This is a genomic window from Alteromonas naphthalenivorans (genome assembly GCF_000213655.1).
In the GTDB taxonomy this organism is placed as follows: domain Bacteria; phylum Pseudomonadota; class Gammaproteobacteria; order Enterobacterales; family Alteromonadaceae; genus Alteromonas; species Alteromonas naphthalenivorans.
In genome coordinates this window covers 602,576-623,432 of sequence record NC_015554.1, presented here as the reverse complement: position 1 = coordinate 623,432, position 20,857 = coordinate 602,576, and the positions used below count along the sequence as shown (strand labels likewise).

Genomic DNA, 20,857 nt, shown 5'->3' with positions numbered 1-20,857 from the left:
GCTAAGCTAACATGACGTTAACATCAGTAATATTTATATTGGTAATATATATAGGTGCAGATGAGTTATAGAAAAGGGGTCAAAGTATATTTTACCCGAGTAGTACTCTAACCCTATTAGTTTTGACTAGCTAGACACTTTGCTTACGCTACTTGATGGCCATAGTAACTCGACATTAGCTCCACAAGTGGGTGTGTTTGATAGTTTCAATTTACCGCCATGCTTACTCAGCACCGATTCCACGAAGGTTAGACCAATACCTGCACCATTGGTTTTGGTGGTAAACAGTGGGGTAATGGCATTCTCTATGTTCGAAAAGCCAGTGCCATTATCAGACACAATAAGGTGTTGCTGGGTATCTTTTATATAAAATTGGATCTCTATATTGATACCTTTTCCATCAACGGATTCAACGGCATTTTTAACTAAATTAATAAGTACTTGAGCCAGTAACTGAGGATCGCCGTAGCCGCTTTTTTGCCCCACAAAATTCAGCGTGTCATTGCTGCCTAACAATACTTTGGTTTGCTCAATCAGGAGTGCTAAATCGAAGTATTCATAATTTGGCTCGGGTATTTTTGCTACTTCAGAAAACCGCTCAACAAAGCTAAGCAAACCGTCAGAGCGCGTTTTAACCCTTGATAGTACTTTACGTACCTGCTCGGTGTCCCATTGCTGCATAGAAAGAATGGTCTCAGCCATCGACGACATGGGCGTAAGGGTATTTCGCAACTCGTGGCTAAGCACTCTGACGAGATTTTTCTGAACGGCCTGCTCGCTTTGCTTAAGTTCGGAGTCGATATTCACAGCAGTAAACAAATGTGCCGCTTGCTGCATGTAATTAAGTGCACTAGACTGGGACCGCCAACTTTTTGAAAGTATTGGGTGTTGAATTTGTTCGTTATTAACAACAAAACCTAACTGAGATGCATTCATGCCTTGCAGCAAACTTATCTCATTGATGGTATAGGCTTCTCTGTTTGCATAAATTAACGTGAAGTTATCGTCGAACACAACGATGGCAATGGGAATGTCTTCAAACAACTGCGCTAATAGAACAGTGAGCATCTGTGTAGAGGCAGTGTTTGCTGTGTACGAAGTTTGTAGTATTTTAATTTCACGGATTAAGTCATCAATAAGCACCGACTTACTGCGCTGCGTTAAACTTACACCTGATTCCCCCATGTTGATGCTTTGCACGTAGGCGCTTACCCGCATAATGGATGAGCGCCAAAAATCCCACGCTTGCCACGCCGCCCAACATAGTGGATAAGACAAGAAAAAAAGAAGGGTGACGATAGCCAGCAAGGACCAGTTTAGTGTATGTCCAACAACTGCCGCTAATACCAGAAAAACAATAACGAAGCCCGCCAGTCCGGCTTTAACTTTGAACTCTACCGAATAACTTCCATTATTCAATCTCAAAGTCCTCCTTGTTTAGCTGATATTTTTCCAACCTTCGGTACAAGGCGTTACGAGAGATCCCCAATGCAGAGGCAGCCTTACTTACGTGGCCCTGATATTTTTTTAACGCGTGAGTGATCATATCAAACTCAACATCATCTAATGAACGCAAAACGCCTTCATCCATCTCATCTTCAGGCGCTTTTTTGTCAGACAACATGATATGTGATGGCGCTATGATATTTTCCCGACATAGAATGACAGCACGCTCAATGACGTGACTAAGTTCACGCACATTTCCCGGCCACCTATAATCATTTAAAAGTTCCACCACCTCATCATCCAGTTTTAAATTGTTTTTCTTATACTTAACGGAAAATTTATCAATGAGACTTTTTGCCAATAGAACAATATCTTCTTTTCTTTCCCGTAAAGGCGGTAGCGACAGTACAAAGGTATTTAGGCGGAACATAAGGTCACGTCGAAACGCACCACTTTCCACCATGTCATTTAGGTTTGCGTTTGTTGCACTTATTATTCTGACATCTGCATTGTGGGTTATACTTGAGCCCACTGGCTCAAATTCGTTACTTTCCAGCACTCGAAGTAGCTTTGGCTGAACTGCGCTGGGCAGCGCTCCGATCTCATCAAAAAACAATGTACCATTTTGAGCAAGTTCAAATCGCCCTTTACGCGCCTCTTTTGCATCCGTAAAAGCCCCTTTCACATGGCCAAACAGCTCACTTTCAAACAGGTTTTCAGGTATAGCCCCCATATTTACCGATACTAAAGGAGCGGAATGTCGACTTGATAAATGGTGCAGTCGCTCGGCAAGCAATGACTTGCCTGTGCCATTTTCTCCTAAAATAAGCACACTAGCTTGTGTATCGGCAACTTGCTCAATCATCGATTCCAATACTTGCATGGCGGGTGATTGCGCTACCCATGAACTCATCTTTGTAGCTGCCTTTACAGCCGAATTACGTGCTCGTTGTTTGGTCGCTTGAGGATACGAAAGAACGTGCTTGTCGACCAACTCAATCAGCTTTTGGTTATTCCATGGCTTTTCAACAAAATCAGCCGCTCCTAACTGCATACCTTTCACGGCAAGCTCAATATTGCCCCATGCCGTCATTAGTACAGTAGTTATATTTTGCTGTGTTAGAAGCTCAAGTACTTCAAGCCCTTCTCCACCACTGGTGGTATCTCTGCTGAAGTTCATATCAAGCAGCACGAGATTTGGAGTCTGCTGCGCAACAATGCGAGCCAACTGTTTTGGATCGTTAGCCTCTAAAACTTGATATCCTTCGTTCGATAGCAGCATTGACAGCGCGAAGCGAATATCTTCGTCGTCATCAACAACAACCACTATTCCTTTTGTACTTGGCATTTGACACCTTTGATGAGCGCCCCAGACTTTTTTAGCCGTGGGGCGTTATAGCTTTAATCGCGTTGAAACAGATTTACAACTCTCTGAGCGTACGCATCGGATCTTTTCGAATCACTCTCCAACCAGGAATAGCAACAGATACCAACATGGCTAGTGCCAATGCAAAATTTATTATGGCTGTGGCAGTCCAGTCAAGTGAAGGCGCACTTTCAAACATACCTAAAATATATTGGTACACTACCACACCGGCTATTGCACCAACGCTTAGACCAACAATCAGTATCCACAACGACTCTTTCATGAGTAACTGAAGAAGTTGAATTTGTTTCGCTCCGGTTGCCATTCTCACTGCAAGTTCATAGCTTCTTTGGCCAGCTGTCATTTGACTTAAGCCCGACACACCAATAATCGCCAACACCAGTGTTAACACAGCTAAACCTGCAATCACAATCATATTCAAGCGTGTAGCTTGAGTAATATTTTCCCAGCGTTCATCCATCGATACTACGCTTAATTCACCTAAACGGTCGTCCATCCCCACTAGCAAATTAACCACGTCGTCTCGGGTTAACACCTCCCCTTCGGGCATAATGACTACTGCTGATAGTGTATTGAAGCTCATTCTTGTAGGGCTACTGAAATACACTTCAGGGGCATCTACATTTAGTGTACCTGATGGCATAGGCTCGATATCGATTATAATACCTACAACCTTGTAGATATCTTCAGCGTCTTCTCCCATTTTAATCTCTTGCCCCACCATCGACATCCACTCAGTTTCGCCTGCACGCTCGATAGCAAAAGACTGGGATATTAAAACATTTGGCAGGTCGATATCATCAACAGTTAGATCACGCCCTGCGAGTAATTGAATATCAAACGCTGACAACATTTCTGGTGCCCACATTAACGGACGGATCATGACTGATTCACCTGTATCTGGGTCTGGGTAAGCACTCATAGATACATTAGCCGTTAACGGTAGTGCGTTAATATCGAAAACCTCGCCACCAAGAGCAGATAGGCGTTCTGTCAAATCGCGCCTCAGCAGTTGCCATTCACTGCCTTGATAGGCGTCAAATTCTTCAAGTGACGCTTGCCAAGTGTCATCACTCACTTGCAAGCTAACCTCATAGGCATTCGGCATACTGTAACCTAGGCTTTTATATGCATTATTGTAGCTATCTATAACCGATACACTGGCGGCCGTAAGTAATACACAAGCTAAGGAAAGTTGAATCACCATCAGCGCTTTACTAATGATTTGATTTTGCTGCGCAGGTGTACCTTTACCGCTTGAATTTAGGCTGTCGGTCAATGCCATTTTATCAACGTATAACAACGCAATGGTGGCAAAAATAACGTTTATCAGCACAATAAAAATAAGCGCGAGTAATACACTGCTCATATCGATAGAAATTTGATCTAATAAAGGTAAGTTATCCCCTGCCAATATGGGCAAAACCTTAATTAACCATCCCGCAGATATCAACCCGAGTAGTGTCGCCATAAAGAACATAGGCAAGTTCTCTACAAAAATAAGACGGCGGAGTTTACCAACAGATGCCCCCATACAAATTTGGATAGCAAACTCTTTATTACGACTTTGATAGTGCGCAATAAACAGGTTTAACAAGTTAAGGCACGCCATAATAAGCAAACAGACCATGGCAATGATAAGTACAAAAACTAATTGCTCACTGTCACCAATAAAGGCGTCTCGATAGCTAGATACTTCCCCCACTATCTTCTTGCTGAGTAAAAAATCCCGAGCACGTTCTTCAGTGATGTCGTTATTGACATAATCAACAAACCAACTTTCTAGGTCGCTGGTCTGAGGCAGGGCACTCTTGGGGCCTCTTACCACCGTAATAGGACCTAAATTCAGCGTAATGGTGTCTGGCGATGTCAAACTAGCGTCCAACGCTTCAAAGCGCCACACTTGACCTAGCGCATCATCGCCCACGCTTACTGTGTTAATACTGGTGTAGTTATTAATGACACCAAATACAGGGTAGTCATTCCCTTCAACACGAAGCATCATGTGCGTTATATCCGATGCACTACCATAAACCGACTGCCATAAGCTTTTTGAAATCCATATTCCTTCTTCAGCGTTTTCAATGGTACTACTTTGGCCGCTGAGTAATTCAAGCCCTAGTAATTCGGGTGTGCCTGTTGAAGCATTTAGCATTGTGACGTTTATGTCGTTATTCGCAATGTTAACGTTGGTATTGCTGGGCGAGATATACCCCCAGTCCAACTGTTTACCCCAATATTGTTTTGCCGAAGCAACTCGCCGTATATCGCTGAAAAAAGGAACCACAAGACCTTCATTAAACTCTAGATTCAACTCAACGTGGTGAAGATCGGTTTCATTTATGTCGGGCAAGGGTTTAAACAGCAAAGTGTTCGCCACAGCAACCACCGTAAGTACCGCAGCAAGGGTTAAACCCAGTGTCGATATCAGCGGTAAGCTTAAGCGAGGTAATATAAAGACTCTTGCTATACCTTGCTTGAATGCATTGATGTACAGCTTCATACCACCACCTGCTCACGCTCAATGCGCATTTGTTTCTCACCCACAACTTTACCATCTAACAGTTGAATCTGACGGTTTGCTAAGCCGCTATAACGGCTGTCATGCGTTACCATCACTATGGTGGCACCTTGCTGATTTAGCTCCATTAATAGCTTCATGACCGCGTCACCGTTTTTAGTATCAAGATTTCCAGTTGGCTCATCAACGAGTATTAAATCTGGCTTACCGACTAGAGCTCGGGCGATGGCCACACGCTGTTGCTGACCACCTGAAAGCTGATTAGGCTTAAAGTTAATTTTATGCTGCATACCTACTTTATCTAACGCCTCAAATACGGCAGCTTTTATTGCTTCTGTTTTCTCGCCCCTATGCGCTAAGGGAAGAGCTACGTTTTCAAAAATGCTCATGCTATCGATAAGATTAAAAGACTGAAACACGTAGCCTATGTGCTGATTTCGCACTTGGGTTCTCTGATCTACCGACAGGCCCTTTGTATCAATACCACTAATTTCATATTCCCCTTCACTTGCACTGTCTAGCAGGCCCATAATGGTAAGTAATGTCGATTTCCCACAGCCAGAAGGACCGGTAATAGCAACAAACTCACCACTGTGTATATCAAGTGAAATACCTTGTAACGCAAGGGTCTCTATTTCAGAGCCGGTATATTTCTTATGTATGTTTTGCATGCTTACTACAGTTTCATTTCCCATCTCTTATCCCTCTTCTCTGATTGTTATTGTGTCGTGAGCGGACCATTCGTCCTGCATTTGCGATATAAAGTGTTCATCTGCGTCTACACCAGACTGAATAATTAGCTTGCCTTTGGTCAGCCCTCCTAGCTGTATGCGTCGTTTCTCAGCGTGCATCTCATCTGTTACCATCACGAACCGATCAAGTTGAGACATTGGACGTAATCCAGCGAGCTGGGTGACATACAAGGCATCAATTTGTGTTCTCATAAATATTTGCCCAGTAACAGGCGCAAAAGGACGGGCATCTGAGGGAAGTTCACCGGTTAGTTTAACTTCAGCGATAACCACGCCGTTACTAACAACTGAGCCAATTAGGTTAACCTCACCACTTATCTGTCCTTTTCGAGTGGTAAGTTCAACGGGTGCCCCTACGGTAATTTGATCGGCCTGATGCTGTGGCACACGCAAACGAGCAAGGAGTTTATCTACCGATCCCACTTTTCCAAGCACAGTGCCTTGTGGTAGCGTTTCGCCTATTTCTACATCTAAGCTTTGCAGCGTACCGTAAATGCCAGCCTTAACCTGCATGTCGTCTAATTGACTTAAAAGTAATGCTACTTGCTGATTAAGTTGCTCAAGCTCTATTTGACGTTGTTTCAGTTGGAAAGCCTGTACTTTAAGAAAGTGTTGGTATTTTTGGCGCTCGAACTCGAGTTTTTTAGCTTCTTGTTTAACGGTAAGTTCAGCGCGCTGAATTTCAAGTTTTGCTGACACACCTCGCGCGGAAAGCTGCTTATTGACGCTGAGTTCCAGCTGCCCGCGCTCTAGTGCTGCTTCAATATCGGCCATTCGACTCTGGTAGTCTAAACGTTCATTCTGCTGCTCTAACTCAAAGGATTCCAGCTGAACTTTTTGCGCATTATAGTCACCCACTGCAGATTGGTAAGTACGGTTCAACTCAGGATTGGCCAGCGACAATATAACCGTGCTAGGTTCAACGTGCGCGCCTGGTCGCAGGTAAATCTCTGCCACTTTCCCCGCTGCTTGTGATGTTAATAAACGCTCTTGTTCTGAAAACAGCTCGCCAAATGCCTGACTGAATAAATCAATATTACCTTGCTCCACTTTTAGCACGTCTACGTCGCCGCTAGATACCACTAGCACGTCTTCAGTGTTTAGCATTATAGTAGCGCTTAGCGCTGCCAAAACTAACGCCCCCATTACATACCAATGTTTAAGATTTTTTTTCCGAGATAATTCTATTTTCATGGTGATCTGCCTTTTCCCTTTTCAACTGATAATGAAAAAGTCATGCCAAACATAAAAACAGTTACATTTCAAACGCTTAAGAAAACCCGTTCTATACAGCTTTCCATATCAAGTTCGATATCGAACAATAATGTTCGAATATTTGTAGGTAGTAAAAAAAAGGAAGAGCAGGATAGTTTTAGTCAAAAAGTGCCACGACTTCACTGCTCTTAGTTTTCAACACTGGTATACTGATTGAGCAATTAAAAAAATATACAGAGTACTTTTACTAAAGATGATGAAAATACAACTCAATTTAGCAGGCAATGAGTGAAGATACCTAAACGCCTACAACCCCTCGTCGATGATGGTTTAATTGATGAAGTACTAAGCCGCTTAATGAGCGGCAAAGAAGCCGATGTTTTTGTTGTTCGCTGTGGTGAACATGTTCGTTGTGCAAAAGTTTATAAAGATGCGGTTAAACGCAGCTTCAAAAAAGCAGCACAGTATCAAGAAGGCCGAAAAGTACGAGGCGGACGCCAAGCACGTGCCATGGGTAAACGTTCTAGTTACGGACGTCAAATAGAAGAAGAGATTTGGCAAACCGCTGAGGTTGATGCTTTGTCACGCTTAAATGAAGCTGGCGTACGTGTACCAGACACATATTGCTGTATTGACGGCGTACTGCTTATGGAGCTTGTGTCGGACGAACACGGCGATGTAGCGCCGCAGTTGGGGCATGTTAGCTTTAGCAAAGAAGAAGCAATAGCCCAGCATAAACTCATGATGCACAATATTATGCTTATGCTTTGCGCCGGTATTATTCACGGCGACTTGTCGGAGTTTAACGTTCTTGTTGACGACAAAGGCCCTGTGATTATCGATTTGCCACAGGCAGTTAATGCGTCAGCCAACAACAACGCCGAGGCCATGTTCGCCCGCGACGTTAATAATATTCGCCGTTATTACAGCGAGTTTGCTCCCGACCTTTTGAAAACTAACTACGCCAAGGAAATGTGGGCACTGTTTGAAGAAGCCAACCTAACGCCAAACTCTGTTCTTACTGGTGAATTTGAAGATGACAGTGAAGATGCTGATGTAGACGCAATTCTTGAAGAAATACAAGCAGCCGCAGATGAAGAGCAAGAACGATTAGCCCGTATTAATTTTTCTGATGATGATAATTGATAGATATATAAAGAAATAAAAATGGGGTCGGAGTACTTTTCGCCCGAGATTAGTTCATATCATGTACTCTAATCCCATTAATTCAGTGACCCCACTAATTCATAGATTTCGATGTTCTGCACTACATCAAACCCAAATTGATTAAATTTAATACAATCAGGCACTTACACCGTCAGCTTTACTTACACATTCTCATCATCTATATCGAAATAAAAAAATAATTCATATATATCAGCCAGTTAATCTATGGCATGAATTTCGCTAACTCCCCCCGCTACGCTATAAATAAAAATAAGAAACTATCTATAAGGATATAATTTTTAATGAAATTCAAGAACACACTCCTTGCTGCGTCTCTCTCTTTTGCCGCGTTCTCTTTGCAAACTCATGCTGACGTTATCATCTCAGGTATGGGCGGCCAAGCTGACTATGGCTCAGAACAAACATATACGGAGTTCGCGCCACTGTTCAATCTTCCCTTTAATGTCAATATTGATGGAGTCAACTTTGACACCTTTAGAGCATTTAAAAATGGGAATATCGATTTATTTAGCAGTGAACTTTCAAATTTAGAGCCTGTCTTAGCCACACTAAGCCCTTTTGTGGCAAGAGGAAACTACGACTGCGGAAGCTGTGGTGATACCTATATCGGCTCACCGTCAGAAGATGTTGTTGCCGTTACGTGGGTAGACATGAGTTTAGATGCATTTGCTAACGGCGATGATGAAACCAATCGTCAGAATACCTTTCAAGCACTAATCATCGACCGCTCTGACGATACAGGTCAAATTGGCGATATAGATATCGAGTTTCGCTACGATGAACTTTCTTATCGCGACGAAGGGTTCGAATTAAATCTAGATGGTACTTCTCTTGTTTTCGGTCAATCAGAGGCCGGAGTATATCTACCTAACGAAGAGTTTATTGCGTTACCTGGCAGCGGTACGGTAGACATTCTAGAACTCGTTAACAACTCAAATGTTGGCGAGGACGGTATATGGTCATATTCTGTTCGTAACGGTGAAGTGACCTTAGCGGGCTCTCAATCTGGAAGCGACGGTACGGGTACTGAGCTTGACCCTTTCATGCCTTCAGATGACGTAGATGGCAGTTGGGAATTCGAGTTTAGTATTACAGATGATGAAGTTATATTTATCGACCCTGACGTAGCGATTGGTTACGACTATGTAGTGGAGTCTGGTCCAGAGATTGCGTCAGTTATTTTACCAAGTGGCTTCGATGCTGATTACGAATTATGGTTGATGGGTACTTCTGGTTGGGAGTTCGCTGACAACCTTACAGCCGAAGAAGAGTACTTCTTTGGTCCTGACGGCGTGACTGAGTTTCGTATTTTGGGTATAGACACTACGAACATGATTGACCCAGACGATGCATTGGCATTTATTACTGGTTTGTCGTTCGTCGATACTGGCGGTGTAGTTATGACACAAACTCCCATTACTGAATTTGTTGCTAGCCCAACATCAGTAAGTGAGCCTAGAATGTTTTTCGTACTACTTTCTGCTTTTGGTTTGTTCGCCATCCGCGCTCGCAAAAGAACTAAATAAATCCGCTAGCGGTTAATGTTAATTACGTATTTGGGGCTTCGCAGCCCCTTCTTTGTTTACACTGGAAATTGACCATGAGTTTCATATTATCGCAGACCAGATTTGCGACATTTGCCGCCTTTTATCTCATATTCTCACTCAATCCTGGGGCACAAACATCCTCGAGTTCAACATCTACATCAACTACGCCTTCAATGTCTTCAAAAAGCAGCGTCTCAGAAAGGTGGAGCTATCAATGTAAAAATAAACATTGTTTCATTAGCCAAGTTTTAATTTCTCGCAACAAGGAAAAGGCGGGTATTGTAGGTGCTATAAATATTGCGATTTCTTCGCAAAAACTACCTATTGTTACCCTCAGGTTTAGCAATACTGCGGCGAAAGAATATGGTCTAGGGATAAAAATAGATGAAAGTAAGCCAATTCGCGTTAGTATTCAGCAATGTGACACTAAAGTGTGCGAAACCAATATGGTTGCAGACGATACCATGCTAGCAGAGCTTAAAAATGGCAAACGCTTTATGGTTGCTTTTATGAATACAGAAAAAGAACAAACAACACTCCCCTTTTCTCTTAGTGGCTTCACGCAAGCCTACGAAAAATTGCTAACCCACAGTAATTAATAGCAAGTAAGAAACAGGCTAAAACGGTAGATGTAGAATTTATGGGCCTAAATGCCCGCTACGCATTTTGACCGATTGGTAGGTAAAAAGCCCGATTTACTCGGGCTTTTTTGTGCTCTTTTAATTTAACCTAATACGCTTTTAGCCTGCTAATTATTGGGCCGAAGTTTTATTAAGCGGCCACCTTCTTTGTCTTCAAGTACATATATGTTGCCCTTGTTATCTTGTTCAACTTCACGAATCCGTTTACCCCATTCGTAACGTTCCGCCTCTTCAACATTCCACTTTTGACCATCTTGACTAAACGTAACCCGCACTAGCGCTTCTGAAGACAAGCCGCCAATGAAACCATTCCCTTTCCAACCTTTATGTAAATCACCTTTATAAATAATAAAACCCGCTGGGCTTATAGCAGGTACCCACGCATTTTCGGGTGCTTTATAAATAGGATAATCTTCGTGGTTCGGTATTTTTACACCTGAATAATGGTCGCCCTGCGAAACGATGGGGTAACCATAGTTGCGCGCTTTTTCAATAATATTAAGCTCATCACCATGACGGGGCCCCATTTCATGGGACCATAAATTCCCCTGTTCGTCGAAATCAATACCCAATGGGTTACGGTGCCCTAGCGTCCATATTTGCTCTGTCACGCTACCGTTGCCATAAAATGGATTATCCTGTGGCACGCTTCCATCTGCATTTAAGCGCAAAATTTTTCCCAAGTTCATCGCCATGTTTTGCGCTGGCGTAAATTTCTGCCTGTCTCCTGACGTAATAAACAAGTAGCCGTCCGGCGAAAACGCCATACGATGTGAATAGTGCCCATTTCCGGTTACTTTCGGTGATTGATGCCAAATAACTTCTCTGTCAGACAAATTTGCACCGCTATCAGAAATATTTAGTGTTGCGCGCTCAATCACTGCCCCGCTGTAGGCATCGTCTTTAGGATCGCGCTCTATGTAGGAAATGTAGATGGTGCTATTCGTTTTAAATTCAGGGTGAACAATTACATCGCCCAAGCCACCTTGCCCTCGCGGTGTAACGTTTGGAGTACCCGTTACTGCAAAGCGCTTCTGCTGGTTTTTATCAAGCAACCATAGTGTGCCAGCCTTTTCTGTTACTAAACTATGCCCATCAGGTAAAAATGCCATTGCCCAAGGGTTTTCGAATGATGTTATGGCTTCTCCGACAAGCGTAGTGCCCTTGCTGCCTTTCAACTCGACCTTTGCAGGAGAGCCAGACTGAGCCGACGCAACGAAGGAGGTTGCTAGCATAGTAAAAAGCAAAGCTACTTTTTGTCGCGTGATACGTTTTCGCATAGTGATAGTTAACCTTATAAAGGTTCGCGTAGTACTTGTCACACCTAAATGTGGCACGCAAATGATGAATGAGTAACGATGTTTACGGGTGTTTAATCGGTACGGCTCACTTGCGCTAACATCGACTAATTTTGATTAGTTTCGCTGCCCCGTTATTCTGATCGATAGGATGAAGGCGGGCTGCTGTGGTACCTGGCCCAAAGACGCCTAAACTGCCTTGGGTCTTCAAACCCACACCGCTGGGCGATTTCTTCTACTTGCAACGGCGAGTGCTGCAAAAGCTGCTGGGCCAAACTTAATCGTAACTTGTAAATATACTCTTTACTGGTAATGCCGGTGCTGTCTTTAAATATGCGTGCAAAGTGGCGTTTACTGCAATGCCCTAAGTCAGCCAGTTCGTCTACACTCCAACTTTTAGCCGGATCTTGCTGAATCTTATCTTGAATTCTATGAATTCTTTGCTGCAAATGGTTTCTGTGCTCCAGATACGGTGACAAACTAGGATCTTGCATACCTCGGCGAATAAAAAGCACCATTTGTCTGGCTATCTTTGCCGATACTTGGGGGCCAATTTGCTGTTGTACTAAGTGAAGCGCTAAATCAATTCCAGCTGATACGCCAGCACTGGTATATACATTGTCATCTTGCACAAACAAGCGGTTTTCAAGTACTTGCTTAGAGGTAAGTAAAGCAGATAACTCGTTGCAGTGCATAAAGTGTGTGGTGCATTTTTTATTCTTCAGTAACCCCGATTTTGCCAATACCAACGCACCCGCACAAACACTGATCACTTTGGCAAATTGCTGTTCTGCTAACCACACACACACCTTTTGCAGCGACGGCGTATCAAGCTTAATTTCGTTACCCACCATGCCCGTAACTAGTAGCCAAGCGTTTGGTTCAACCGTTTTTGGTAGAGGGTCAACCGACAACTTCATACCTAGGGAGTTTTTAAGCGTGGTCTGCGGCCCAACAAAATGCAGTTTAAAATGGGGTTTTCCGTAGCGATTTGCATAAGCAAAAACCTCTGCAGGGCCTACCACGTCTAACATTAAAAGCTCTGGAAGCAATACTATGTAGATAGGAATAATGTCGGTATCGGCATTTGTATTCACGCCAGCATCGAAAGCGTCTGCTTCAAAAGTGCTATCAAATTCAGCCATCACACACTCACTGCCACTTTACGGCGAAAGCGACCACCAAAGGTATTAAGTAGCAGGCCAAACAAAACCAAAATAATACCCAGCCACTGCATAGGCGTAATACTCTCACCAAGCATGAGCGCAGCAGAGCTTAACCCTACAACGGGGACGCCTAACGACAACGGCGCAATTTGGCCAGCTGGGTAGCGAGTTAATAAATAGCTCCAAAGCCCATATCCCGTAATAGTGGCGCCAACCGCCAGATACAGTAACGCGCCAAACGACACCCAACTAAACCCACTTAAACTAGTAATAATTTGCTCGGGCCCTTCAATTAAATAACTGCCGATGAAAAATGGAATAGGCGGTACCCATGCGCTCCAAACCACTAAATTAACGTTCGAATTAAAGCCTCGATTGCTAATGCTTCTCGCGCTAATATTACCCAAAGCCCAGCTAGCCGCACCTGCCATGGTTAAACCGAACCCTAGGGCTGTGATGCTATGGTCGTCTTTACTTAGTGCAATAAAAGTTAAGCCAAACGCGGCAATAAAAAAGGCCCACACTTGATAATTCTTTATTGATTCTTTTAGAAAAAACATAGCAAAAATCATGGTAAACAACGCCTGTGCTTGCAACGCAAGCGACGCTAACCCAGCGGGCATCCCATAGGCCATAGCTGAAAATAAAAATGCAAATTGCAGAAAGCTAATAGGCACAGCATAGGCCACCCACCATATAAATGGGGTATTGGGTCGTTTAAAAAATAAAGCCCCCACCGAAGCCACTAATAGAAAGCGCAAACCGCCCATAAGTAAAGGAGGCATACCTTCTAACCCCCAAGCAATTGCAACGAAATTCACGCCCCATATCACCACAATAAATATAGCGATCAACAAATCTTTACCTAACATACCCTACCCTTTTCGTTGCCGTTTATTGATTAGCGCTGATGCGCCGGAATATGCTTTATAGTGTCTACAAATGTAGTGATTTCTTGCTCACTGAGTTGCCCGACAACCTTCTTTTTACTTGCACTATGATGCCGTAAACCCAAACCCGGACGATACGCTTTTACAGGGCGTATAGGCCTTTGTTGCAAGTCCCCCCCGCAGTTAGGGCAAACGCCTTGCAATATTCCCTTCAAACAATCTTCGCAAAATGTACATTCGTAAGTGCAAATGTAAGCCTTTGATGAGTTGGCAGGTAAAGATGCATTACAACATTCGCAATTAGGTTTAAGTATCAACATAGAGGTATGCCCAGATGGTTGTTGATAACGATATTATGCCTGTTTGTACATGGATGGTAGGGCAAAAACTTAATCTTAGCGGGTCAAAAAGGACATAAGTAAGAAATAGTGTGTTTTAAGGTAGGCAGTGTACTCTACTCTTATTTTCAAATATCATGACGCCAAATTTAATGCGTTGTGGGTTCCCCTTTTATGTCATTTAGCGCGCTAGGCCTGTGTACTGAACTTTTAAATACCGTTGCTGAAAAGGGCTATACCACCCCATCTCCAATTCAGCAGGAAGCCATTCCAGCAATATTAAGTAAACAAGACCTTATTGCGATTGCACAAACAGGAACGGGGAAAACAGCGAGTTTTTCACTGCCTATTTTGCAGCTATTGGCAGACAAGCCTCGCTCTGAGCCTAACTGTGTACGCGCGCTAATCATAGCTCCTACTAGAGAGCTTGCCGCACAGGTTGCCCAGAACGTGGAACAATATAGCCAGAATCTAAAAGTCCGCTCAACCGCCGTGTTTGGTGGCGTGCGAATTGAACCTCAAAAATATGCGTTAGCCCAAGGTGTAGACATTCTCATCGCAACACCAGGGCGCTTGCTAGATTTGTATGAACAAGGTGATATTAACTTCGAGCACCTTGAAATATTGGTGCTAGATGAAGCCGACCGCATGCTGGACTTAGGGTTTATTGACCATATTCATCACATACAAAAGCTTCTGCCAGAGAAACGTCAAACGCTACTCTTTTCAGCCACGTTTTCAAAAGAAATTAAAACATTAGCAACCACGATGCTGAACACCCCTAAAACTATCGAGTTAGCTAGGGCTAAAGATCACATTGAAAAGATTACGCAAATATTGCATCCGGTAGATAAAGAGCGAAAAAACGAGCTTCTTATTCACCTTATTGAAAATAATGACTGGTCTCAAATATTGGTATTTACGCGTACCAAACGCGGCGCAGATGAGTTAAGGAATGAACTTGAAGCGAAAGGTATTGTTGCAGAGTCTATTCATGCCAATAGAACGCAGCAAGCACGCACATTAGCGTTAAATGGTTTTAGAGATGGCAGCATTAAAGTACTGATTGGAACAGACCTAGCCGCTAGAGGCATTGATATTCAGCAATTGCCATGCGTGATTAATGTCGACCTGCCCTATGTAGCTGAGGACTATATTCATAGAATTGGCCGTACAGGCAGAGCGTCGTCAGAGGGCTTGGCTATTTCGCTATTCAGCGACGACGAAGCAAAGCAGCTAAAAACCATCGAACGTCTTCTTGGCAGGCAATTTAAAAAGACCTTCATTGCCGAATTTGCGCCGAAGCCAAAACCGAAGCCACCCGCTGCTAAGATTGAAGAAGACTTATACGGGAATTTTGAGGCTGACGACAAGCCGAAAGGTAAAGGTAGATCGAAAGGGCGTAGAAAGCGTCGCTAGTTTAGCGCTTCATCGCTCAAAAAACACATCAACTAAATCGGCAAGGGTTTCTTCCAACTCTTCTTCGAAAACATCAATATCAATATCGAAGCTGTTCATATACTTGTCAGCATTTTCACGCGATACCGTAATGTTCTTCATCTGAAACTCTAGCTCAGGAAGTGATTTGTCATATCGAGGTTTAACAACCCAACGCAAACAGTGGCCACGGTTGTCTTTCAGTTTTTGTTTAGCAAAAACACAGAACTCCTCGACATAGTCTGCTCCCTGCGGCCCAAGGCAGCCAGGTTCAATACGACACATCACCAACAACTTTTTGTACAGAGGGAGTCGAGTTTCCATTTTATCTTTCAATAGTTTAAAGATTTGATTATCGGCAAATTTTGTTTATTTTTCCAGTATGGAATAGAGCCCGCGCACTTTTGGTAAGTATTGAGTCAGTGAGATGAGTTTTGGCAAATACTAAGAGAAGGTTGAATGAAGGCACATCACTTTAAATCTCACCTCAGCACCTTAAGACTAAGGTATAAGAAGTTCTATCTCACTCTGTCAACTTTCTTTACAATTGACGTTAAAATTAAAAACAAACTCTTTTAATTCATGAGGTTAAATGATGGCCCAATCCATGCTTAAGTGAAACTTAACGTATTATGGAGCTTAACTTAAATGTTGTCGTTAAAGCAGTTGGTTTGTGTTGTTTTATGTGTGTCGTCAGCAAATGTGCTGGCTACAGTTAGAGTCGTCGATTTTGATTTGGATGCAAATCTAAATAAAATTCAAAATGGACAGGTTATCGATGACGAATACGCTGACTGGGGCATATTAATTTCAAGCTGTAATACGAACGGTGCCGCCGCTGCTGGTACAAATAGAGTTACGGGCGTGTGTAATGACGATTCAAATGCTACTAACCCAGATTATAGCAGTAGACAGGCAGCTTTTAATACGCAGGCTAACAACACTCAAGATCCTGACCTTGAATTTGACAAGGTTAACGGTAGCTGGTTAGGCGCTATCTCGGGCGATGAGTACGATCAGCTCACCGACTACAAAAGCTACTATGCAGACATCAAAGCTCAAGCGGGAACCGGAGGCGGCTTATGGTCTCGCCCTGGGAATGCGTTAATTTTAAATGAGCATGCTTGCGATGCAATAACGTGCACAAACCCAGATGATGAAGCGACGCGTCCCGGTGGTTTCTTTGTATTTGATTTTACCAATGGCCCAGTAGATGTTCTTAATTTAGACTTTTTCGACGTTGAAGGGGTTGAACGTACAGATACAACGTCGCCTCAAAACCTCATCTACTTTTTTTATGCCGACGGCACATCAGGCAGCACCCAAGTGCTAGCGCCAGGCAACAATGAATACGCACGAAAAGACTTTGTTTCTACGGAATTGGCATCGCTGTACACTAACGTAACTAAACTGGTAGTTAACCTTCCAGGCTCAGGCGCCATCAATAACCTTATTGTAAAAGCCACAGAAGTTCCTGAACCCGCAGGCATAGCGTTGTTTTTAAGTGCTGGTTTAATATTGCTAAGACGTAAAAAGTCGAAATAGCTTTGCTACAAATGAGACACTACGGCGCTGTAAAGCGTCGTTTTTGTTTATCCACTTTACATTCTTACGTAAACTGAAATTCCTATCTAGGCCAAATGGTTGCTTCATGTATTACAATCGTCTTGTCATCATCACTTTAATTTTTCTGCTGTTTTCTGTATCGAGCAAAGCTATTGAGGTTGAAGAGCAGTATTTTGAGTCTGCTTTAGAGTCCATGTCACAAAAAGACACGGAAAGCGCATATATTCATTTGAAGAATGCTCTTGCGGCCAATCCAAGCCACGTGCCCTCGAAGATATTAATGGGAAAAATACTCTACACAAAAGGTTTTTTTGATGCTGCTTTACAAGAGCTATATGATGCGGAACAACTAGGGGCTGATAAAAACCTCACCGCAGTGACAATCGCGCGAGCATTACTTGTGTTGAAAAGTTACTCACGTATTTTGGGTATTGATACTTCTAGTTTGAAGCAAGATATAGCTTTCGAATTACTGCTGATTAAAAGCAGCGCGCAGCATCAAACGGCAAAGCCTGAAGAAGCCATACAATATTTAAACCAAGCAAATGAACTACAACCCAATAGCTTACGCGTTTTACAAACTTATGCATCCCACTACCTCTACATAGGCAATTTTGAGAAAGCCAAATCTTATATCCAAATAGCATCAAGAGAGTATGGAGAAAACCCTCAAACACTTCATTTACGCGGTCAGTTAGCCTATCAACAAGGTAATACACAAGAGGCGGTGAGTTTCTTGGAAAACGCCCACTCTTTGTCTGCTGAAAACCCCATTATCATGCGTTCTTTGGCGAGTGCCTATATGGCTATAGACAGTAATGATGCCGCACTAAAAATTGTCCAAACAATAGTAGATCAAACCCCCGGGGACCCTTACGTTAAATTACTTTTAGGGCAGCTTCGCGCTAAGAACAATCAAACCGAGATAGCCAAGCAAGTATTCGACGAACTTTTAGCAGCACTAACTTTATTGCCTGAAGATATTATGCAAAGTAGCCAAGAGCTGCAATTTATCAATGCATTTGCGTCGTACTTAAATGAAGATTATGAAAGCGCCGCGAAGGCATTTTCTACTTACCTTGCGAATAATGATGGCAGTGTAAAAGCACTAGCCTTACTGGCTGATACATTCATCAAACTGGATACGCCGACAGATGCCCTAATGCTATTAGATAGACGGCAAAGCTTGGTTACTCGCAATATACCGCTGACAGTGACCTTGTGTAATTTATATATTCAAAACAATCGTAGCTTTAAATGTGACAGGCTTCTTGAACAAGCAGAATTTATTCATGGGTCACAAGCAACGTTTAGTTATGTGCGTATGAACTCGTTAATAGAGCGCGGCCGTTTTGACGATGCCCTAACTGTATTCAATGAAACCTTTAGCGAAGCACAAGACGAGCAGCTGAAGCTGTTGGGCATTCAATTAAAAATGCAGACGTCCTTGTATCAAGCAGCTTTAGATGACATTAAAGACCTTTATGCCACAACTGAAGATATGAGTAGGCTTAAATTACTCGAGGCAAAAGTTCAGGATAATTGGGGTAATTTAGAAGCGGCTAGCGCCATTACACAAGAGGTTGTAAAGCTCAAACCTAACACTCCGGGGGCTTTAATTTTACATGCGGAAGTTTTGCTCAAATTGAATGAAGTTGATGAGGCGCTAGTCATTGCTGAACAGCTATTCCAACGCGATCCCAGCCTAGCACATACGCTACTTTTAGGGGAGTCGTTGGCGAAGTCTGATGATATCGAGGCCGCATTGTCACTCTTACTAGCCGCTAAAAGGGATATAGCGCAAAGCACTGCCATTTCAGGCTTGCTATTAGAAATCTACACCAATGCTCAACAGCACGAAAATGCACTGATAGAAGTAGGTGAACTGCTGAAGCAAAACAGACTAGATCAAACTGCATTAATTGCTAAAGCGTCGCTTTTAACGGAAGTAGGACAATATGAAAAAGCCAAATTAGCGCTTAATATTTTATATGGCCTTTGGAACGACAACCCTAGACTCCTCGTTAAGCTCAGTAAGTTACAGGTGAGCGCAAATGATTTAACTGGCGCACGTACCTCGCTAAACGATGCTAAAGCGATTGCACCAAACAGCGTAACCATCGCATTAGAAGAAGCTAAACTTAACTTAAGAGCCAATCAGCTTGATGGTTTGGAAAAAGAGATTAAGGCCATTCAGGCCAAAGCGCCTAACAGCCCTGAAGTTTATCTGCTAGCCGGCAATTTTTATAATGTGACCAAAGATAAACAAAAAGCGTTCAGCGCATTTTCACGCGCGTTTAAACTTGACCCTCATACTTCAATACACGCAGCTTCACTATTTCAAAGCGCTAGTAGTGAAAGCATGTTTATCGCTTTTGAAGCACTTATGCATCCTTACGTTGAGAAATATCCAAACGCCTATTTCCATAAAAGACTATTAGCAGATTTCTATCTAACCCAAGATGAACATGATAAGGCAAAGACGCACTATGAATTTTTATCAAAGATAGATGCGCTTTTTGACAAAGCTACTGTCTTAAATAATCTCGCTTACATAGAGATGAAAAACGACTTACCAAAAGCACTAGAGTACGCTGAAGAAGCGTTATCGCTTTCGCCAAATACACCGCAAATTTTAGATACTTATGGATGGATTTTGGCACGTCAGGGCAACTACACTGAAGCGTTGCCTAATTTAAGAAAGGCCTATTCTTTCGACGCCGTCGATCCTAGTATTATGTACCACCTAGGCTTCGTGCTATTAAAGCAAGGAAAACATCAGCAGGCTAAAGTAGAACTTGCCAATGCACTTGCTTCAGATTTACCTTTTACAGAGCAAGACCAAGCCAGAGTTTTATTCAACTCTCTTTAACGCATATATGCTTTACATCCTTTATTGCCAGCATATTGCTTCAATCTGCTGGTTTTTCCCAGTAATAGCCCACACCAGATTCGCCAAAGGTAACGATTAGTGTTTCTTGACGTTGAGGGAGAGGAATTTGATCAGTACATCCTTCAATCATCCAATAGCCCTGTTTGGTTTTTGTTGAAATGTTCGCTAAACAAACAACGAAGGGGCCTTCGGGAGTAGCCGTGTTGAAGACTCCTCGAGAATCGAGAGATGTCATTATCCACCCCTGCTGCGCTAACTGAACGGAAGACTCAAGCTGTTGTATTTTGGCTATATCGAACGACGAGTTCTGGTTTTTTCCATAATCTCCCCAAAATGTAGTCAGTGTTTTTGGTTCGTTTATAACCAATATATCCGCGTTAGAATAAAACTGATTAGCCATGGAAGAGACATCGCTGACATACTCAACTTTGCCTGAAAGTATAGAGGGGGGAGCAGAAAGAGCGGCTTGCTCTGGGTGTATATTTGTCTCTTCACTACATGAGAAGATGACAAAGATACCAATGAGAAAACCGCCCTTCAACTTCATTAACATGTCGGCCAACGCGTTACCA

The 20,857-nt window shown here is 42.9% G+C and carries 17 protein-coding genes; 6 read left to right on the top strand and 11 right to left on the bottom strand.

Going from position 1 to position 20,857, the window contains the following annotated elements; translation table 11 throughout:
* Window positions 1-126 precede the first annotated feature (126 nt).
* The 5 genes from AMBT_RS02635 to AMBT_RS02615 form a co-directional block, all read right to left on the bottom strand.
* A complete protein-coding gene (locus tag AMBT_RS02635) occupies window positions 127-1,419 on the bottom strand; it encodes a sensor histidine kinase (RefSeq protein ID WP_013783029.1) in 1,293 nt (430 codons plus the stop codon).
* Window positions 1,412-2,794 carry a sigma-54-dependent transcriptional regulator gene (locus AMBT_RS02630; protein WP_041452477.1) on the bottom strand — a complete coding sequence of 461 codons (1,383 nt, stop codon included), beginning with the start codon at window positions 2,792-2,794 and terminating at the stop codon, window positions 1,412-1,414. The genes AMBT_RS02635 and AMBT_RS02630 overlap by 8 nt, the downstream gene beginning before the upstream one ends.
* Window positions 2,795-2,867: 73 nt before the next feature.
* Entirely contained in the window at window positions 2,868-5,336 is a 2,469-nt protein-coding gene (locus tag AMBT_RS02625) for an FtsX-like permease family protein (protein WP_013783027.1), read from the bottom strand.
* Window positions 5,333-6,049 (bottom strand): ABC transporter ATP-binding protein, encoded by a 717-nt coding sequence (locus tag AMBT_RS02620; protein ID WP_013783026.1) that lies wholly within the window; start codon window positions 6,047-6,049, stop codon window positions 5,333-5,335. The genes AMBT_RS02625 and AMBT_RS02620 overlap by 4 nt, the downstream gene beginning before the upstream one ends.
* Before the next feature lie 3 nt (window positions 6,050-6,052).
* Window positions 6,053-7,300: an efflux RND transporter periplasmic adaptor subunit gene (locus tag AMBT_RS02615; protein ID WP_013783025.1), complete on the bottom strand. Its 1,248-nt coding sequence runs from the start codon at window positions 7,298-7,300 to the stop codon at window positions 6,053-6,055.
* A 309-nt stretch (window positions 7,301-7,609) separates the two neighbouring features.
* Here AMBT_RS02615 and AMBT_RS02610 point away from each other — a divergent pair, with 309 nt between their 5' ends.
* From AMBT_RS02610 to AMBT_RS02600, 3 genes are all read left to right on the top strand, one after another.
* A complete protein-coding gene (locus AMBT_RS02610; RefSeq protein WP_013783024.1) occupies window positions 7,610-8,467 on the top strand; it encodes a PA4780 family RIO1-like protein kinase in 858 nt (285 codons plus the stop codon).
* Window positions 8,468-8,790: 323 nt separating this feature from the next.
* Window positions 8,791-10,035 carry a nidogen-like domain-containing protein gene (locus AMBT_RS02605; RefSeq protein ID WP_013783023.1) on the top strand — a complete coding sequence of 415 codons (1,245 nt, stop codon included), beginning with the start codon at window positions 8,791-8,793 and terminating at the stop codon, window positions 10,033-10,035.
* 74 nt (window positions 10,036-10,109) lie between these two features.
* Window positions 10,110-10,655 carry an invasion associated locus B family protein gene (locus AMBT_RS02600; RefSeq protein WP_013783022.1) on the top strand — a complete coding sequence of 182 codons (546 nt, stop codon included), beginning with the start codon at window positions 10,110-10,112 and terminating at the stop codon, window positions 10,653-10,655.
* Window positions 10,656-10,804: 149 nt separating this feature from the next.
* Here the strand turns inward: AMBT_RS02600 and AMBT_RS02595 are convergent, their stop codons facing one another.
* The 4 genes from AMBT_RS02595 to AMBT_RS22100 all read right to left on the bottom strand — a co-directional run bounded on the left by AMBT_RS02595 (window position 10,805) and on the right by AMBT_RS22100 (window position 14,371).
* A complete protein-coding gene (locus AMBT_RS02595) occupies window positions 10,805-11,977 on the bottom strand; it encodes a PQQ-dependent sugar dehydrogenase (protein WP_013783021.1) in 1,173 nt (390 codons plus the stop codon).
* A 152-nt stretch (window positions 11,978-12,129) separates the two neighbouring features.
* A complete protein-coding gene (locus AMBT_RS02590; RefSeq protein WP_013783020.1) occupies window positions 12,130-13,140 on the bottom strand; it encodes a GlxA family transcriptional regulator in 1,011 nt (336 codons plus the stop codon).
* Window positions 13,140-14,033: an O-acetylserine/cysteine exporter gene (locus tag AMBT_RS02585; protein WP_013783019.1), complete on the bottom strand. Its 894-nt coding sequence runs from the start codon at window positions 14,031-14,033 to the stop codon at window positions 13,140-13,142. Before AMBT_RS02585 ends, AMBT_RS02590 begins: the two co-directional genes overlap by 1 nt.
* 29 nt (window positions 14,034-14,062) lie before the next feature.
* A complete protein-coding gene (locus AMBT_RS22100; RefSeq protein WP_013783018.1) occupies window positions 14,063-14,371 on the bottom strand; it encodes a DUF1272 domain-containing protein in 309 nt (102 codons plus the stop codon).
* A 192-nt stretch (window positions 14,372-14,563) separates the two neighbouring features.
* Here AMBT_RS22100 and AMBT_RS02580 point away from each other — a divergent pair, with 192 nt between their 5' ends.
* On the top strand, window positions 14,564-15,808 hold the full coding sequence (locus AMBT_RS02580; protein WP_013783017.1) for a DEAD/DEAH box helicase: 1,245 nt from the start codon (window positions 14,564-14,566) through the stop codon (window positions 15,806-15,808).
* A gap of 9 nt (window positions 15,809-15,817) precedes the next feature.
* On the opposite strand, the gene AMBT_RS02575 is transcribed toward AMBT_RS02580, so the two are convergent.
* The gene (locus tag AMBT_RS02575; RefSeq protein WP_232363178.1) at window positions 15,818-16,111 is read right to left on the bottom strand and encodes a hypothetical protein; all 294 of its coding nucleotides are present in this window, start codon (window positions 16,109-16,111) and stop codon (window positions 15,818-15,820) included.
* A 363-nt stretch (window positions 16,112-16,474) separates the two neighbouring features.
* Here AMBT_RS02575 and AMBT_RS02570 point away from each other — a divergent pair, with 363 nt between their 5' ends.
* Both AMBT_RS02570 and prsT read left to right on the top strand, forming a co-directional pair.
* Window positions 16,475-17,371 (top strand): PEP-CTERM sorting domain-containing protein, encoded by an 897-nt coding sequence (locus tag AMBT_RS02570; protein WP_013783015.1) that lies wholly within the window; start codon window positions 16,475-16,477, stop codon window positions 17,369-17,371.
* 106 nt (window positions 17,372-17,477) lie between these two features.
* Window positions 17,478-20,264, top strand: coding sequence for an XrtA/PEP-CTERM system TPR-repeat protein PrsT (gene prsT, locus AMBT_RS02565; protein WP_013783014.1), 2,787 nt, complete (start codon window positions 17,478-17,480; stop codon window positions 20,262-20,264).
* 40 nt (window positions 20,265-20,304) lie between these two features.
* On the opposite strand, the gene AMBT_RS02560 is transcribed toward prsT, so the two are convergent.
* Window positions 20,305-20,847: a hypothetical protein gene (locus AMBT_RS02560; RefSeq protein WP_013783013.1), complete on the bottom strand. Its 543-nt coding sequence runs from the start codon at window positions 20,845-20,847 to the stop codon at window positions 20,305-20,307.
* Window positions 20,848-20,857: the final 10 nt, after the last annotated feature.